Consider the following 16475-nt stretch of genomic DNA (forward strand, 5'->3'; position numbering starts at 1 on the left):
ATGAACGTAGAAAATCGAAAATAAGACAATCAGGAAAATATAAATCCGTAAATAACTATAAAAGAGTGATCTAATCCTTAACTTAATGACATTGGCTACTATCCCTTACGCAATTAAAACATTTAGACAACCTCAACTTTAAGATTTAATAAATCATTTAAAATAACAAGAAATAAGCCATTACTTTACTACATAACAAAACTCTTTATTATTATATTTGGATAACTAACTCTTGAAAAAGTTCAAACCAATGAAAAAAATAATAACCCTATTTGCAATCTTTTCTTTTTTCACACAAGGAAACGCACAAGAAAACAACACTAAAAACCCAGACAACCTTTTAAAAGAATTAGCCGAAAACGGCTGCAAGTGCATCGACTCAATCAATGCATACAATAAAAACAATAAGGAAGTTTCGCTAGAAATTAGTGCGTGCCTAAACAAGCAAGCAGGAGACTTACAAATAAGAAGAAAGCTTTTGAACATTCCTGATTTAGACAAAATATCAAAACAAACTGATGAAAAAAAGCAAATTGACATCGCGATCAATTTAGATGAGAATTCTAAAGAATACAAAACATCCTATTACGAATTAGAAAGATACCTCATGAGCAATTGTCCATCCATGAAAGACAAGGCTTCTAGCAATGAAAAAGTAAATGAAAATTCGGTTTCAAATAACAAAAAAGCACGTGAATATTATTCATTAGGACAAAAAGAGTCCGAAAAAGAAAACTTCAAAAAAGCAGTTGATTATTTTGAAAAAGCAGTAAAAGAAGATCCTAAATTTGCTTTTGCTTGGGATAACTTGGGAATTAATTATCGCTATTTAAATGAATTTGACAAAGCTATCGAAGCGTATAAAAAATCAATTGAAATTGACCCAAACGGCTTAATGCCATTACAAAACATTGCCGTTGCTTACTTGCATAAAAAGGATTACGATAATGTAATTAAATCCTATGAAAAGTTAGCTAAAGTTGACAGTAACAACCCTGAAGTATATTACGGTTTAGGTAATGTTTACGCAACAAATTTAAAAGATTATGAAAAAGGATTAAACAATATGTGCAAAGCATACAATTTATATGTTGAACACAAATCTCCATATCGCACTGATGCCGAAACATTAATCAGCATGATTTATACTGAAATGAAAAAAGAAGGGAAAGAAGAACAGTTCGACCAAATATTAAAAGACAATCATATTTCTCAAGACTAATAAAATATAAAGTATAAAACCAAAAAAACTACATTTAAAAAATGCAGCTTTTTTTATGATTCAACTAGAAAAAAGATGAATTACTTTGTTTTCATAGGTGGCAAATCAAATGCCGTTGATTCATGTTCAAAACCATTGCGGTGTGAACCATCACAAAAAGGTTTATTAGCAGATAATCCGCATCTACAAAGACCCAAAGCCGTTCTACCTTCAAGTCCGTAAACTTGACCTTGACTGTCTGTTATTTCAAAATCTCCTTCTATTTTTATAGAACCGTTCTTGTTGATTGTTAATTTTGTCTTGCTCATAATGCACTTTGTTATTTTGACTTCAAAGATTGTAAAATATATTTTGAACGTTATTAACTCTAGTACTTTTTTTATGATTTAAAACCCTATTTACATTAATTCTATTTTAAAAAAGCTAATGAATTAATTAATTCTCAAATCTCTTATTGAAGAACATACTTAAAAAAAACACTTGCACGAGCACCATTACCGACAAAAAAGCTAAAGAATACAGCATAACATTCGAAAATAAGAAACGATGCAATGCAATGGAAAAAGCATCATTTATAAAAATGTTTAAATCTAAAAAATGATCCCAGCTAGTGGGTTGTTGTTGTGTTCCTAATAAAACATATCCCATCAAAGCTACTAAGCCCGTGCAAATAAAAAACCAAGCTTTTCTTGAAATCAAAGGTTCATAAATGGTTACTTTGGATTGTTGCAATGAATTAACTTGTTCCATTATTTGAGCAGTAAAATCAAATGAAGGCGACTCTAAAGTAGCTTTCTTCATCATTTTATTCACTAAGTTGTCTATTTCCTTATTTTCTTTCGCGTTCATAATGCTCAATTATTTCTGGTTCTAAGCTATCCTTTAATAGATAAGCCAACTTTTTTCTACTTCTAAACAGCTTGACTTTAACGTTATTCGTCGTTAAACCTACAATTTTAGCAATTTCATCTATGGATTGCTCTTCAAAATAATACAAAGTCAATAAAAAACCATCTTCTTCAGGCAATTTTTGCAAACACGTTTCAATGGTCTGTCGTTGTTCTTTATCGGCCAATGCGTCAAAAGCATTTTCAAAAGTAACTAACTGCCGTTCGGTATATTCGTCAATAGGATCTAGTTTATATTCTTGCTTGTATTTTTTTAAAACATCTAAACAACTGTTATATGTTATCCTGTAGATCCAGGTAGAAAACTTAGAATCACCTTTGAACTTATTTATTGATTTGAATACCTTTATAAAGGTGTCTTGTGCAACCTCCTCTGCTTCTTCCCTATTTTTAAGCATTCGCAATGCTAATGTAAACACCAAATCTTTGTACCGATCGACCAAAACAGCAAATGCTTTTGTGTCGCCAGTTATTATTTTGGTAATATAATATGTATCTTCGATTTGAGTCATGTACATGGTAAGACTGCTACTATTGAATTTTGGTTACAACTAATTTTAAAAAAATAAAAAAATGACAAAACTTGTAACCAAAGTAAAACTTCTATCGTCCTAAGCTAGGAACACATTAAAAGTAATCAATTAAAAAACAAACAATCATGGGACCAGAAGTTTTTATTGTAATGACCATTTTCGGAGCAGTCTTTGGCGTATTTTATTTATTTTTTTCAACGAGAAACAAAGAGCGCTTAGCACTTATTGAAAAAGGAGCTGACGCTAGTATTTTTATGTCCAAAAGACAAAAAAACGCACCAATGTGGAGAATGTTTATCTTAAATCTAGCCGTATTATTAATGGGTATTGGAGCGGGAATATTACTCGCTATAATTATTCAAACCATTTTTAACGTTACCAGCGAAGCATTATTTCCAGGAATCATCTTCCTGACTGCGGGTACTGGATTACTAATTGGATTTAAAATGACTAAGAATTTAGAAAATAACTAAATACCGTTTCAAACATCAATCAACTTAAACTGCTATTTCATCAATAGCAGTTTTTTTGTGCAAAAAAAAATAAATTTCAAAACCACATGTATTAGCCCTGATGGGAGTGAAATTCTTGTGAAATTAATTTTTATTTTTTATTGAACTAAAAGAGCGACTAAAAGAAGCTCCTTTTAGGGCATTATAAAAAAGGAAATTAATGAAATAAGAATGTAACGACAGCAGGAAATAGCTCTATAAAAACTCAAGATGAAATTAAAAATATCCTAACAATTCTTTATTCTTTTTTTATAAAATAAACGGTAATTTAGTACTCGCTTTCTGAGGTAGCTCAATCTCAACATTTCTAATAAAACAACAATACATTATAAAAATGAATAGATTAAAAATAGGATGGATAGGCCTTGGAAATATGGGAAATCCAATGGCGAAAAATTTATTAAAAGCAGGTTTAGAGGTAACTATTTTTAATAGAACCAAGGACAAAGAACAAGATTTAATATCAGCCGGAGCAACATCAGCTGCTACTCCAGAAGCTTTATTACAAGCTTGTGATGTTGTTATCACGATGTTATCTAATGATGAGGCGGTAAAAGAAGTTTTTGAAAGTGAGCAAGGTTTACTCTCGAAAGATAACCACGGAAAAATCATCATTAACATGAGTACCGTTTCTCCTGAAACGTCTCGTTATCTTGCCACTATTTGTAGCAAAAAACAGGTTCATTTTATAGATGCTCCAGTTTCTGGAAGTGTAAAACCAGCACAAGAAGGCTCACTTGTAATTCTTGTAGGCGCTAACAATGCCGATTACGAAATAGTAAAACCTATTTTTGAAATTTTAGGAAAAGTGGCTATTCACGTAGGTGAAGCTGGTGTAGCAAGTGCCGCCAAATTAGCAATTAATTATCTTCTAGGTCTTAATTTACAAGGTTTAGCTGAAACTGTTTTATTTGCCGATAAAAATGGTGTTAGCAAGGAAGACATGTTGAATATTATTAACCAAGGTGCCTGTGGTAACGGAATCACCGCTATTAAAGCTCCTGCAATTTTAAACGACTCCTATCCCGCTGCTTTTGCACTAAAACATCTTGTTAAAGACTTAAGATTAGCCAAAGAGGCTGGACTAGACTCTCCTTTAATTCACCCCCTTTATGATACCTTTGTACTTGCTCAGGAAGAAGGATTAGGAGATCAAGACGTTATGGCTATTATAAGTAGTTTAAAAAACAAATAATATTTAATAAAAAACAGCGAATTATGGGATTATTTTCAGCACTATTAGGCAATGCCGGAGCAGTGAGTCAAGAACAATTAACTAAGGATTATGGCCAACTTTTAACTGAAGGAGAAGAAATTGAAATGGGGTTTAAGTTAATTCGTGACACCTTTATTTTCACTACTAAACGATTGATATTAGTTGACAAACAAGGACTAACCGGTAGTAAAACCGAATACAAATCGATTTCTTACAAAAGTATTTCGAGATTTAGTATTGAAACTGCGGGTACATTTGACCTTGATGCCGAATTAAAAATTTGGGTTTCTAGCGAATTACAACCTAGCATTAGAAAACAGTTTAACAAATCAGTGAATGTCTATGAAGTACAGAAAGTTCTTGCTCACCATGTACTAAAATAGTCCTGATACAATTTTCATAACATTTACTAATACAATCAAACTGCTATTGAATCTATAGCAGTTTTTTTTATGCTTTTGCAAAAAATACACTGTTTTACTAAGTCTATTTATTCATAAATCATATCGAAAAGTTAAAGTGAAAATGGCATAAACTTTAGAAAAAATTCTGTAAATAGTTTTTCGTGTGTTTGTTGGATATTTGTTCTATAACGAAACAATGATACAACTAAAAAACATATTCATGGACGATATAAAAACTATAGGATTATTAAATAATCTGATTCAAATAAACAATGACCGAATAGAAGGTTACGAGACAGCTAGTAACGAAACGGAAGAGAATGATTTAAAAATTTTATTCGCACAATTTATAACAACGAGTAAAAAATGCAAAGAAGCACTTTTATCAGAAGTGTTAAAACTAGGTGGAGAACCAGTAAAAAGTACTCGCTTTACTGGCAAGTTTTTTAGAATATGGATGGATGTTAAAGCCGCACTTACAAATAAAGACCGAAAATTTATTTTAGAATCTTGTGAATACGGTGAAGATGTAGTTAAAAAAAACTATGAAGATGCTATAAGAGAACATGGGACTGATTTGTCATTTGAAGTGCTTGACATTCTAAAATTTCAATATTTAGACCTCAAAACTGACCACGATAGAGTTCAAGCTATGTGTCATTCTCATTTTATATAAATCAGCGGGTAATGATAACAAAAAGCGATTCACGTTGCTTTGACAACACTAAAACATAATGCTTTTATAGAAAATATTAAAAAAAAACACTTGCAAAAACTTTTACAAGTGTTTAATTAAATATTTTACCTAATGATCTGTATTAGTTATCTATGACGTGACTGATTTTTATTTTCAGTTATAGCACACGGTTGATTTGCGTTACTCTTTTACTATAGTATTTTTCTTTTACTGAGGAAATAATTACGCCTTCACTAACAGATGCGTGAATGAATTTTATATCTCCATCATTTACATCTACAACCATCCCTACATGGTTTATACGATTTCTTCTGCTTGTTTTAAAGAAAATCAAATCTCCTTTTTTAGCTTCTTCATTGTTAACTACAACACCGTATTGCGATTGTTCGATTGAAGTTCGTGGCAACTGAATGTCAAATGCACTAAAAGTATTACACATTAAAGCAGAGCAATCAATACCGTTTTTAGTTGTACCACCATAGCGATAACGAGTCCCTAAATTTTCAGAAGCTGTAGACACTAATTGGTCTAAAAAATCATCATCCTTAGTACTTTTAAAACCTTTAGAACCTTCATGCTCTTTAGAATCATTAGCAACTATTGCCTCATTAGATATAGTAGAAGCAATTTCATTTTTACTAGTTATATTTAATTTATATCCTACTGGAAGTCCGTTTACAATATTAGGATTTTGATTTTCCAATTCCTTTACTGTGATTCCGTATTCTTTAGCGATTCCGTATTTAGTTTCTTTAGGAAGTACCTCGCGAGTTATAGTAGTTTCAGCAATTGCGGTTACTGTTTCAATTTTTGGAGTTACTTTGGCTATAGCCAAAACATTACTACTATTATCATCTTTTATTGGAATAATAATTTTTTGCCCAATTTTTAGTGCTTCAGTTTCAAGAATAGGATTTGCACTATCAATGTCCGCTACTGAAATTCCGTATTCCTTTGCAATGGCGTACTTAGTTTCATTAGGTAAAATTTCACGAACAATAGTTCCTGTAGTGTTATGAGTTGGAGTAATTTCTTGGGGAACCGAATTTTCAACAGAAACCAGTTCTGGTGCTTGTTGTGTTTTCTCGTTTGAGATTAAAGCTGTATTTGAAGTAGTAACTGGAATTTGTATTTTTTGACCGTTCTTTAATCCTGATTTTTTTAAACTTGGATTAACGGCGTATAATTCATCAACGGTAATGCTATATTTTTTTGCAATACTATACAACGTTTCTTTAGGATAAGCAGTATGTATTTTAGTATTAGAAACAGTTGCAACAGTACTTTTTGATTTTCCAGCCTTAATAGGAATTAGCAAAATACCTTTGTACTTTATTCCTTTTCTCGACTCAGGATTAAGCGCATAGATAGCACTAGATTTGACTTTATACTGCTGCGCAATTTTACTGATTGTCTCTCCTTTTGCAACGGTGTGTTCAGTATATTTCTCTTGAGAAAATGCACTAAAACCACTTAAAAAAACCATTCCTAAAATCCAACTAGTATACTTCATAAACACTTTTTTAATTCTATATGCTATTAAACTTAAAAGATCTAAGCTTATCGATTTTCTTTGGTACTGTAACGTAAATATTCACGATAAAGTATTAAAAAAAGCTAATTTAACCTATAAAAGGAAATATCGCAATTTTTAACATCCATTTATATTCTTTTTAACAAAACTATGTAAAACATAAAAACATTCTGTTAACACAGAATGCTTTACTATATATTGAATTTTAAGTTAAAAGGTTCATTCTAATTAATTTGTTATTCATTATAATTGAGAAATAGAAAACCCTTTCAAAATATAATATATTGAAAAGCAAGTATCTTACAAATTACAAATCTCATCTATGAACTATTTAATAAATGTTTTACAAACTTTTTAATACTGCAACATAATGGAAAACCGTACCTAATAGGACCCAAACATGCCAAATTGTGTGATAATAACTTTTTAGTCCCTTTACATAAAAATAAACCCCAATAGTATAGCTTAATCCTCCGGCAAGAATCCACAAAAAAACTGAAAGAGGCACAACTCCCCACAGTGGTTTAACTACAAATATTATCATCCAACCCATTAATAAATACAATACTGTAGAAAGTATTTTGAAACGGTTAGTATAAAAAATCTTAAAAAAAGTCCCTAACAAAACTATTGACCACATTATGCTTAGAAAAATTATTGCGTTTTTTTTATCTAAATAAACAACCATTAACGGCGTATAAGTTCCTGCAATGAGATAATAGATACTAATATGATCTGCAATATTAAGCACATGCTTTATTTTCTCTTTTACCACTAAATGATACAGAGTCGAAAAAGAATATACTAATAACATCCCTATTCCAAACGCTAGAACAGACAAAACTGTAACCAAATCATGTTCTTGATAAGCTATTACAACTAGAAACGGTATTGCAATTAAGCAAAAAATCACTCCTAAAAAATGTGAAATTCCGTTAGCCAATTCTTCTTTTCTAGTTTGATCTCTTTCTTCCATATTGTATGTATTCTATTGAGGATTATGAATAATTGCACAATTAAAACCTACATTAAAGATACAAATATAACGTCGGATTTAACTTATTGATTGAGAGAAAAATTCAATTTTAATTCAAAATACCATCTTTAGAATATTAAAGCAACCTAACTACTTTGTTATCAAATAAAAAAAGGGAATCACTTTCTTTCCATAAATTCCTAGCTAGAAAAAAACTTTAAACAAAAAAAACGCTCTGTTTACACAGAGCGTTTAAATATATAATAAATGATAATATTAAGCTTCGGCAGCAATTAAATTTAATGCTGAACCAGCTACATACCAGCCTATTTGTCCTTCGTTGTACGTATGATTTGCTAAGATTAAATCTTTACTTCCATCAGCGTGAACAAACTCTACCGTTAATTGTTTTCCTGGTGCAAAATCAACTAAATCTATAAAATTAATTGTATCATCCTCTTGGATCTTATCATAATCCGCTTCATTAGCGAATGTCAACCCAAGAAGTCCTTGTTTTTTAAGATTCGTTTCGTGTATACGAGCAAAAGATTTCACTAATACCGCCTTAACACCTAAGAAACGAGGCTCCATTGCAGCATGCTCACGAGAAGAACCTTCCCCGTAATTGTGATCTCCAACAACAACAGAAGGAACACCAGCTGCTTTGTACGCTCGCGCTACAGCAGGAACCGCACCATATTCACCAGTTAATTGATTTTTAACCGAATTTGTTTTTTGAGTGTAAGCATTTACAGCACCAATCAACATATTGTTTGAAATATTATCTAGATGTCCACGGAAACGCAACCACGGTCCAGCCATAGAAATATGATCCGTAGTACATTTACCAAATGCTTTAATTAGCAATTTAGCTCCTGTAATATTTTTACCATCCCAAGCGTCAAATGGTGCTAATAGTTGTAATCTATCTGAAGTTTCACTAACCACAATTTGAACAGCTGATCCATCAGCTGCAGGAGCTTGAAAACCATTATCATCTACTTCAAATCCTTTTTTAGGTAATTCATCACCATAAGGCGCGGTCAATTTAACTTCTTCTCCTTTGTCATTTAACAATGTATCCGTAAGTGGGTTAAAATCTAATCTTCCTGCAATTGCTAATGCCGCAACCATTTCTGGAGAAGTTACAAAAGCATGCGTATTTGGATTACCATCTGCTCTTTTAGAAAAGTTACGGTTGAACGAATGAACGATTGTATTTTTCTCTTGTTTATCTGCACCAGCTCTATCCCATTGACCAATACATGGTCCACAAGCATTTGTAAATACTTTAGTCCCCATTTTTTCAAATGCAGCAATCATACCGTCTCTTTCAATAGTGTAACGAATTTGCTCAGAACCTGGATTAACACCAAACTCGGCTTTAGGAGTAATACCATGTTCTACGGCTTGGTTCACAATTGATACCGCACGAGCCATATCTTCATAAGAAGAGTTCGTACAAGAACCAATTAATCCCCATTCCACTTTTATTGGCCATCCATTAGCTTTCGCTTCCGCTTTCATTTCAGAAACAGGAGTACCTCTATCTGGAGTAAATGGTCCATTGATATGTGGCTCTAATTCTGAAAGGTTAATTTCAATAACTTGATCAAAATACTTGTCTGGGTTTGCATAAACCTCAGGGTCACCAGTTAAATAATCAGCTACCTTATCTGCAGCATCAACTACGTCTTGACGACCAGTAGCAGTTAAATACCTGCGCATAGAATCATCGTAACCAAATGTAGAAGTTGTAGCACCAATTTCGGCACCCATATTACAAATTGTACCTTTACCAGTACAAGACATATTAGTCGCCCCTTCACCAAAATATTCAACAATTGCTCCAGTTCCTCCTTTTACAGTAAGAATGTCAGCAACTTTTAAAATCACATCTTTTGGAGCAGTCCAACCCGATAATTTTCCGGTCAACTTCACTCCTATTAATTTAGGAAATTTCAATTCCCATCCCATTCCTGACATTACATCTACAGCATCAGCTCCACCAACACCAATAGCAAGCATTCCTAAACCACCTGCATTTACAGTATGTGAATCGGTACCAATCATCATCCCACCTGGAAAAGCATAATTTTCCAAAACAATTTGATGAATAATTCCCGATCCTGGTTTCCAGAAACCAATACCGTATTTATCTGAAACTGATGATAAAAAATCAAAAACTTCGCTTGATTGTTCTTTTGCAACAGCTAAATCCTTCTCTGCTCCTACTTTTGCTAAAATCAAGTGGTCACAATGAACTGTTGTTGGAACAGCAACTGTTTTCTTACCTGCATGCATAAATTGCAACAAAGCCATTTGTGCAGTTGCATCTTGACACGCTACTCTATCTGGAGCAAAATCAACATAATCAACACCTCGTCCATAGGCCTGCTTCGCTTTTCCATCCCATAAGTGGCTATATAAAATTTTCTCGGTTAAAGTAAGTGGACGATCAACTACTTTTCGTGCAGCATCAACACGACTTGTCATGTTGTCATACACTTTTTTAATCATTTCAATATCAAATGCCATATATAATTGTTTTAAGTATTGTATTTTAGATACCACAAGGTACGAAAAATAAAAAAAGCCTGAGTCATTGACTCAGGCTTTTTGATATAATTAACAAATCTTAATTTATTATTGAACTAATAACTTATGAGATGGTGCAAATTGCGTTAGATTAATTCCTTTCACTGCTGCTTTATATTCCTCCATAGTAGGCGTTCTACCTAAGATTGTAGACAACACAACAACTGGCGTTGAAGAAAGTAATGACTCTCCTTTTTTACCTTCAGCATCCTCAACAACTCTTCCTTGAAAAAGGCGTGTAGAAGTTGCCATTACAGTATCTCCTTTTGCTGCTTTTTCTTGGTTACCCATACAAAGATTACAACCTGGACGTTCTAAGTAAAGAATATTTTCATATCCTGTACGTGCTACTCCTTTTGGCGCATTATCATCAAATTCGAAACCAGAGTATTTTTGCAACACTTCCCAGTCACCTTCTGCTTTCAACTCATCAACAATGTTGTACGTTGGCGGCGCAACAACAAGTGGTGCCTTAAATTCTACTTTACCAAATTGTGCATCAATATTTTTAAGCATTTGCGAAAGGATTTTTAAGTCTCCTTTGTGAACCATACATGATCCAACAAATCCTAAATCAACTTTTTTAGTTCCACCATAAAATGATAATGGTCTAATAGTGTCGTGTGTATATCTTTTAGAAACATCTGCATTATTAACGTCTGGATCTGCAATCATTGGCTCTTGTACAATGTCAAGATCAATAACAACTTCTGCATAATATTTTGCATTTGCATCGGGAGTCAAAGCTGGTTTTGCACCAGATCTGATGTCAGCGATTCTTTGATCAGCGATAGCGATCAAACCTTTAAGAACTTGTTTCGCATTATCCATTCCTTTATCAATCATGATCTGGATTCTTTTCTTAGCGATCAACAATGATTCAATCAAAGTTTCATCCTCAGAAATACAGATAGAAGCTTTCGCTTTCATCTCTGCAGTCCAGTCTGTAAAAGTAAAGGCCTGATCTGCGGTAAGTGTACCTAAGTGTACTTCGATAATTCTACCTTGGAATACATTTTCTCCTCCAAATTGTTTCAACATTTGAGATTGAGTAGCGTGAACCACATCACGGAAATCCATGTACGTTTTCATATTTCCTTTGAAAGTCACTTTTACCGATTCTGGAATTGGCATAGAAGCTTCACCCGTAGCCAATGCAAGCGCAACTGTACCTGAATCGGCACCAAAAGCAACACCTTTTGACATTCTTGTATGAGAGTCACCACCGATAATGATAGCCCACTCATCAACAGTAATATCATTCAATACTTTATGAATAACATCTGTCATTGCAAGGTATTTATCTTTAGGATCACGAGCAGTAATCAAACCAAAGTCATTCATGAATTTCATCAATCTAGGAATATTTGCTTTCGACTTATTATCCCAAACCGATGCAGTATGACAACCTGATTGGTAAGCACCATCAACAATAGGAGAAATAACAGTAGCAGCCATAGACTCTAATTCTTGAGAGGTCATCAAACCTGTAGTATCTTGAGATCCCACAATGTTCACCTCTACACGTACATCTGATCCTGCGTGTAACACTTTACCAGGTGTAGTTCCAACTGCATTTTTATTGAAAATTTTCTCTACAGCAGTAAGTCCTTGTCCTTCAACAGAAACTTCTTTTGATGCAGCAAAAACTGGAACGATATCAATACCTAAAGTTTTTGAAGCAAAAGTTTGTAACTTTTTACCAAAAACAATAGCGTAAGAACCACCCGCTTTTATGAATTCCATTTTTTGAGGTGTAAAAGCTTTAGAAATATCTTTTAGCTCTTTGTCCCCATTGTATAATTTTTTCGTTTTAGTATTGATAGTAAGCACAGTACCTGTAGCGACAGAATATGCCTCTTCTAGAACAACATCTCCGTTTTCATTACGTACAGCATTCCCTTTCTCATCAACTACTTTTACCCAGTTTTGAAGGTCTAACCCAATTCCACCAGTAACATCAACCGTAGTTAAGAAAATTGGCGAAATTCCGTTTGTACCCGCTACAATTGGAGCAATGTTTATAAAAGGAACATAAGGACTTGCTTTTCTACCTGTCCATAATGCTACGTTATTCACACCTGACATTCTTGATGATCCAACACCCATTGTTCCTTTTTCAGCAATCAACATCACACTTTTGTCCGGATGTTGCGCTTGCAAAGCTTGAATTTCATCTTGTGCTTCAGGAGAAATTAAACATTTCCCATGCAATTCACGATCTGAACGAGAGTGAGCTTGGTTTCCTGGAGAAAGTAAATCAGTTGAGATATCTCCTTCACCAGCAACATAAGTAACTACTTTAATTTCTTCTGCAACCTCAGGAAGTTTTGTAAAAAATTCTGCATTAGCATAACTTACTAAAATCTCCTTAGCAATTTCACTGCCACTTTTAAATGCAGCCTCTAGACGTGCTGTATCAGCTTCGTAAAGAAAAAATTGTGTTTTTAATACTTTTGCAGCTTCTTTTGCAATAGCAACATTATTACCTAAAGCTAAATCTAGTAATACTTCAATCGAAGGACCACCTTTCATGTGTGATAATAATTCAAAAGCAAAAGCAGGAGTAATTTCATTCACAACAGATTGCCCTAGAATAATTTCCTTTAGAAATACCGCTTTGACCGCTGCAGCTGGAGTAGTTCCAGGAACAACATTGTACGTGAAAAATTTAAGCGATTCGTCGCGATCTGCGTTATCTGAATCTTTTATTTGTGTAATGATTGTACTTAATAAGTCAGCACCATCAATAGGTTTTGGGTTAAGCCCTTGCCCTTTTCGTTCTTCGATTTCTTGTAGATAATCGTTATAAATGTTCATAGTAGAATTCTTTTCAATGTTAAAGGCTATTTGTCTTGATTATATCAAAAATAAACAACCAAACTATCTTGGTATTTTTTTGTTTTTTCGTGATGCAAATTAACGAATTTAAGGTGAGATTTAAAAAAAATTTAATAAAAGTGGCCTTTTAGAAAATTATTATTGCTAAAAACGTCGTTATTTTACTTTTTATTAAACAATTGACAAAATACCGTAACAATATTAAACAATTAGCAAAATAACATTTATTTTTTATCAATATCGAAATCAATAGAATTAAAAAAAGGCTCTTTATTCTGATTTGAATAAAGAACCTTTCTAAATTAAACTTATCAGGCATTACTAAACTATAGTTAAACACAGCCCACAATGATTATAATTTAAATCTATTAAAAAACAACTAATTAAATCAACTTAGAAATAATCATTTCCTCAGTAATTCCTTCAGCATCTGCTTTGTAATTTTTAATAATACGATGTCTCAAAATACCAACCGCCACTGCTTTTACATCTTCAATATCTGGAGAAAACTTTCCTTTGAAAGCAGCATGGGCCTTAGCAGCCAAAATTAAATTTTGAGAAGCTCTAGGTCCTGCTCCCCAATCTAAATAATTCTTTACAAAGTCATTTGTCAAAACACTATCAGGACGTGTTTTACTTACAAGTGTAACTGCATATTCAATTACATTATCAGCCACAGGAATGCGGCGAATTAATTGTTGAAAGTCTATAATTTGTTGTGCTGTAAATAAAGCGTTAACCGTTTCTTTAACATCCGAAGTTGTTCTTTTCACCACTTGCACTTCTTCTTCATAGGAAGGATACTCTAATTTAATAGCAAACATAAAACGGTCCAATTGTGCTTCAGGCAAAGGATAAGTTCCCTCTTGTTCAATTGGGTTTTGCGTAGCCAAAACAAAATAAGGTAATGACAGCTTGTAGTTTTCCCCAGCTATAGTCACAGACCTTTCTTGCATAGCTTCCAATAAAGCAGCTTGTGTTTTAGGTGGCGTTCTATTGATTTCGTCAGCTAAAATAATATTTGAAAAAACAGGCCCTTTTATAAATTTAAACTGACGATTTTCATCTAATATCTCACTTCCTAAAATATCCGAAGGCATTAAGTCAGGTGTAAACTGAATTCTTTTAAAATCTAATCCTAAAGCTTGCGCCAAAGTATTAACTAATAATGTTTTTGCCAATCCTGGGACACCAACTAATAAAGCATGCCCACCAGAAAAAATACAGAGTAAGATTTGATCAACTACAGCATCTTGACCTACAATTATTTTGGCGATTTCATTTTTAAGTTCATTTCGTTTTTGAACTAAATCGTGTATTGCTGCAACATCAGACATTTTGAAAAGTATTTAAATTAAAAAAGAGCTAGCTTATGATTTCATAAAACTAACTCTTTTTATTTATTATAAAAAATATTATTTTTTCAACCAGTTATTGGTAAACTCGCAGTCTCTATATTCACCAAGAACCTTAATATATGTTTCTTTTATTTTTTCATCAAACCATTTTCCAATTGCTTTGATTTGCTTTTCTTTTAAAGCTAAATCTTTAATCTTAATATAATCCGTAGCATAGTTAGCAATATGCTCGTTAATTCTATTTGTTACCGTAATTAACTTAAAGCTTTTCTTTCCATTCTCATCAGTATCTAAAATAGGTTGCGAGATCGCATCATCCTTTAAATTAGAAACTTGGCTATAAAGACTTGGGTCCATTTTAGTTAATTCAAAACGCGTATCTTGAGTTTTTGGATTAATTAAAACACCACCATTAGCTCTAGTTTCTTTTTGATCAGATTCTGTTCTGGCAGCATCTGCAAAAGAAAGTTTTTTATCAATAATCTTATTTCTAATAAGTGTAATTTTATCTTTTGCAGACTGAATCTCATCCTCAGAAACAGAAGGAGTCAATAATATGTGTCTCAATTCAACTTCTTGTCCCTTAATTTTATCAATCATAATAATATGAAATCCAAAAGTTGTTTCAAATGGTGCTGAAATCTCCCCTTCTTGCAAACTAAATGCAACATCTTTAAACTCTTTTACAAAAGGAGTTTTTCTATTCATTTTATAAAAACCACCATTACTAGCTGATCCTGGATCTTTAGAATATAAAACTGCTTTAGTTGCAAAACTAGAACCGGCTAGAATATCTTTTTTAAATTCATTCAACTTATCAATTACTTTTTGCTTTTCAGCATCAGAAATCTTGGGTTCAATAACAATTTGAGCTACTTCCATTTCGGCTCCAAACTGCGGCAATTCATCTTTAGGGATAGATTTAAAAAAATTACGAACTTCCTCTGGAGTGATCTCAACTTCTTCAACAATTTTCTTTTGCATTTCAGAACTAAGCTTTTGCTCCTTTAAAAGGTCAAAGAAATAACTCTTAAAATCTTCTTCTGAATCTTTTTTATAGTATTGTACTACCTTATCAATACTTCCTATTTGGCTAACCATATAGCTCAAACGTTCTTCCATCATGCTCTTCACTTCAGCGTCAGTAACTTTAACACTATCTTGAACTGCCTGGTGTGCATATAATTTATCTTCCATTAGTTTTCCTAACATCTGACATCTTGTAATATCTTTTATAGAACCACCTTGACTTGAAATTTCTAAATAAGATTTATCAATATCGGAATCCAAAATAATATAATCCCCAACCGTTGCAATAATTCCGTCAATTTTTTGTCTTTGATTCGTTTGAACTTTCTTTACAGGAGCAACTGCAACTGCAACACTGTCCGTAATAATTTCTTGAGCCTTTGTTATCGTTGTAGAAAACAGAAAAAGCACAAGTGCAACTGTAATAGTAATGGACTTCATTTGTATTGTTTTTAATAGCATTATTTGAAATTTATATTTTTATAGTTAGAAACTTATTAATCAAAAGAAATCTAGGTACTCGGCACCAAATATACGCCATTACAGTTAAGAAAGAAAAATGTTCCTACAAACAATTCTCTAAAATAAAGGCGAACAAAAATAACAATTCGATTACATAATACAAGTTTACACCTTACTATTAACAA

The 16475-nt window shown here is 32.7% G+C and carries 14 protein-coding genes; 5 read left to right on the top strand and 9 right to left on the bottom strand.

Features of this window, described 5'->3' with window-relative positions; genetic code table 11:
- Positions 1–250: 250 nt before the first annotated feature.
- Positions 251–1222: a tetratricopeptide repeat protein gene (locus HNP99_RS00005; protein WP_173850127.1), complete on the top strand. Its 972-nt coding sequence runs from the start codon at positions 251–253 to the stop codon at positions 1220–1222.
- 80 nt (positions 1223–1302) lie between these two features.
- On the opposite strand, the gene HNP99_RS00010 is transcribed toward HNP99_RS00005, so the two are convergent.
- From HNP99_RS00010 to HNP99_RS00020, 3 genes are all read right to left on the bottom strand, one after another.
- On the bottom strand, positions 1303–1530 hold the full coding sequence (locus HNP99_RS00010) for a CDGSH iron-sulfur domain-containing protein (RefSeq protein ID WP_173850128.1): 228 nt from the start codon (positions 1528–1530) through the stop codon (positions 1303–1305).
- A 127-nt stretch (positions 1531–1657) separates the two neighbouring features.
- Positions 1658–2071 (bottom strand): hypothetical protein, encoded by a 414-nt coding sequence (locus HNP99_RS00015; protein ID WP_173850129.1) that lies wholly within the window; start codon positions 2069–2071, stop codon positions 1658–1660.
- The gene (locus HNP99_RS00020) at positions 2052–2642 is read right to left on the bottom strand and encodes an RNA polymerase sigma factor (RefSeq protein WP_173850130.1); all 591 of its coding nucleotides are present in this window, start codon (positions 2640–2642) and stop codon (positions 2052–2054) included. Before HNP99_RS00020 ends, HNP99_RS00015 begins: the two co-directional genes overlap by 20 nt.
- A gap of 146 nt (positions 2643–2788) precedes the next feature.
- Between HNP99_RS00020 and HNP99_RS00025 the strand changes: the two genes are divergently transcribed.
- The 4 genes from HNP99_RS00025 to HNP99_RS00040 all read left to right on the top strand — a co-directional run bounded on the left by HNP99_RS00025 (position 2789) and on the right by HNP99_RS00040 (position 5471).
- Positions 2789–3136 (top strand): DUF6249 domain-containing protein, encoded by a 348-nt coding sequence (locus HNP99_RS00025; protein ID WP_173850131.1) that lies wholly within the window; start codon positions 2789–2791, stop codon positions 3134–3136.
- A 373-nt stretch (positions 3137–3509) separates the two neighbouring features.
- Positions 3510–4370 (top strand): NAD(P)-dependent oxidoreductase, encoded by an 861-nt coding sequence (locus HNP99_RS00030; protein WP_173850132.1) that lies wholly within the window; start codon positions 3510–3512, stop codon positions 4368–4370.
- A 23-nt stretch (positions 4371–4393) separates the two neighbouring features.
- On the top strand, positions 4394–4774 hold the full coding sequence (locus tag HNP99_RS00035; protein ID WP_173850133.1) for a PH domain-containing protein: 381 nt from the start codon (positions 4394–4396) through the stop codon (positions 4772–4774).
- Between the two features lie 241 nt (positions 4775–5015).
- Positions 5016–5471 (top strand): ferritin-like domain-containing protein, encoded by a 456-nt coding sequence (locus HNP99_RS00040; protein WP_173850134.1) that lies wholly within the window; start codon positions 5016–5018, stop codon positions 5469–5471.
- A gap of 178 nt (positions 5472–5649) precedes the next feature.
- Here HNP99_RS00040 and HNP99_RS00045 read toward each other — a convergent pair whose 3' ends face one another.
- The 6 genes from HNP99_RS00045 to HNP99_RS00070 form a co-directional block, all read right to left on the bottom strand.
- A complete protein-coding gene (locus tag HNP99_RS00045) occupies positions 5650–7005 on the bottom strand; it encodes a C40 family peptidase (RefSeq protein WP_173850135.1) in 1356 nt (451 codons plus the stop codon).
- 364 nt (positions 7006–7369) lie between these two features.
- Entirely contained in the window at positions 7370–8002 is a 633-nt protein-coding gene (gene trhA, locus HNP99_RS00050) for a PAQR family membrane homeostasis protein TrhA (protein ID WP_173850136.1), read from the bottom strand.
- 276 nt (positions 8003–8278) lie between these two features.
- A complete protein-coding gene (locus tag HNP99_RS00055; protein ID WP_173850137.1) occupies positions 8279–10540 on the bottom strand; it encodes an aconitate hydratase in 2262 nt (753 codons plus the stop codon).
- 108 nt (positions 10541–10648) lie between these two features.
- Positions 10649–13420 carry a bifunctional aconitate hydratase 2/2-methylisocitrate dehydratase gene (locus HNP99_RS00060; protein ID WP_173850138.1) on the bottom strand — a complete coding sequence of 924 codons (2772 nt, stop codon included), beginning with the start codon at positions 13418–13420 and terminating at the stop codon, positions 10649–10651.
- Between the two features lie 404 nt (positions 13421–13824).
- Positions 13825–14778, bottom strand: a complete 954-nt coding sequence (locus tag HNP99_RS00065; protein WP_173850139.1) for an AAA family ATPase — start codon at positions 14776–14778, stop codon at positions 13825–13827.
- Positions 14779–14856: 78 nt separating this feature from the next.
- Positions 14857–16290, bottom strand: coding sequence for a peptidylprolyl isomerase (locus HNP99_RS00070; protein ID WP_173850140.1), 1434 nt, complete (start codon positions 16288–16290; stop codon positions 14857–14859).
- Between the last annotated feature and the right edge of the window lie 185 nt (positions 16291–16475).

The sequence above is a fragment of the Flavobacterium gelidicaeli genome, from assembly GCF_013294005.1.
In the GTDB taxonomy this organism is placed as follows: Bacteria; Bacteroidota; Bacteroidia; order Flavobacteriales; family Flavobacteriaceae; genus Flavobacterium.

Excerpts from the sequence above, each read along its gene's own strand:
- HNP99_RS00005 (WP_173850127.1), top strand. The coding sequence starts at position 251 with ATGAAAAAAATAATAACCCTATTTGCAATCTTTTCTTTTTTCACACAA.
- HNP99_RS00010 (WP_173850128.1), bottom strand. The coding sequence starts at position 1,530 with ATGAGCAAGACAAAATTAACAATCAACAAGAACGGTTCTATAAAAATA.
- HNP99_RS00015 (WP_173850129.1), bottom strand. The coding sequence starts at position 2,071 with ATGAACGCGAAAGAAAATAAGGAAATAGACAACTTAGTGAATAAAATG.
- HNP99_RS00020 (WP_173850130.1), bottom strand. The coding sequence starts at position 2,642 with ATGACTCAAATCGAAGATACATATTATATTACCAAAATAATAACTGGC.
- HNP99_RS00025 (WP_173850131.1), top strand. The coding sequence starts at position 2,789 with ATGGGACCAGAAGTTTTTATTGTAATGACCATTTTCGGAGCAGTCTTT.
- HNP99_RS00030 (WP_173850132.1), top strand. The coding sequence starts at position 3,510 with ATGAATAGATTAAAAATAGGATGGATAGGCCTTGGAAATATGGGAAAT.
- HNP99_RS00035 (WP_173850133.1), top strand. The coding sequence starts at position 4,394 with ATGGGATTATTTTCAGCACTATTAGGCAATGCCGGAGCAGTGAGTCAA.
- HNP99_RS00040 (WP_173850134.1), top strand. The coding sequence starts at position 5,016 with ATGGACGATATAAAAACTATAGGATTATTAAATAATCTGATTCAAATA.
- HNP99_RS00045 (WP_173850135.1), bottom strand. The coding sequence starts at position 7,005 with ATGAAGTATACTAGTTGGATTTTAGGAATGGTTTTTTTAAGTGGTTTT.
- trhA (WP_173850136.1), bottom strand. The coding sequence starts at position 8,002 with ATGGAAGAAAGAGATCAAACTAGAAAAGAAGAATTGGCTAACGGAATT.
- HNP99_RS00055 (WP_173850137.1), bottom strand. The coding sequence starts at position 10,540 with ATGGCATTTGATATTGAAATGATTAAAAAAGTGTATGACAACATGACA.
- HNP99_RS00060 (WP_173850138.1), bottom strand. The coding sequence starts at position 13,420 with ATGAACATTTATAACGATTATCTACAAGAAATCGAAGAACGAAAAGGG.
- HNP99_RS00065 (WP_173850139.1), bottom strand. The coding sequence starts at position 14,778 with ATGTCTGATGTTGCAGCAATACACGATTTAGTTCAAAAACGAAATGAA.
- HNP99_RS00070 (WP_173850140.1), bottom strand. The coding sequence starts at position 16,290 with ATGCTATTAAAAACAATACAAATGAAGTCCATTACTATTACAGTTGCA.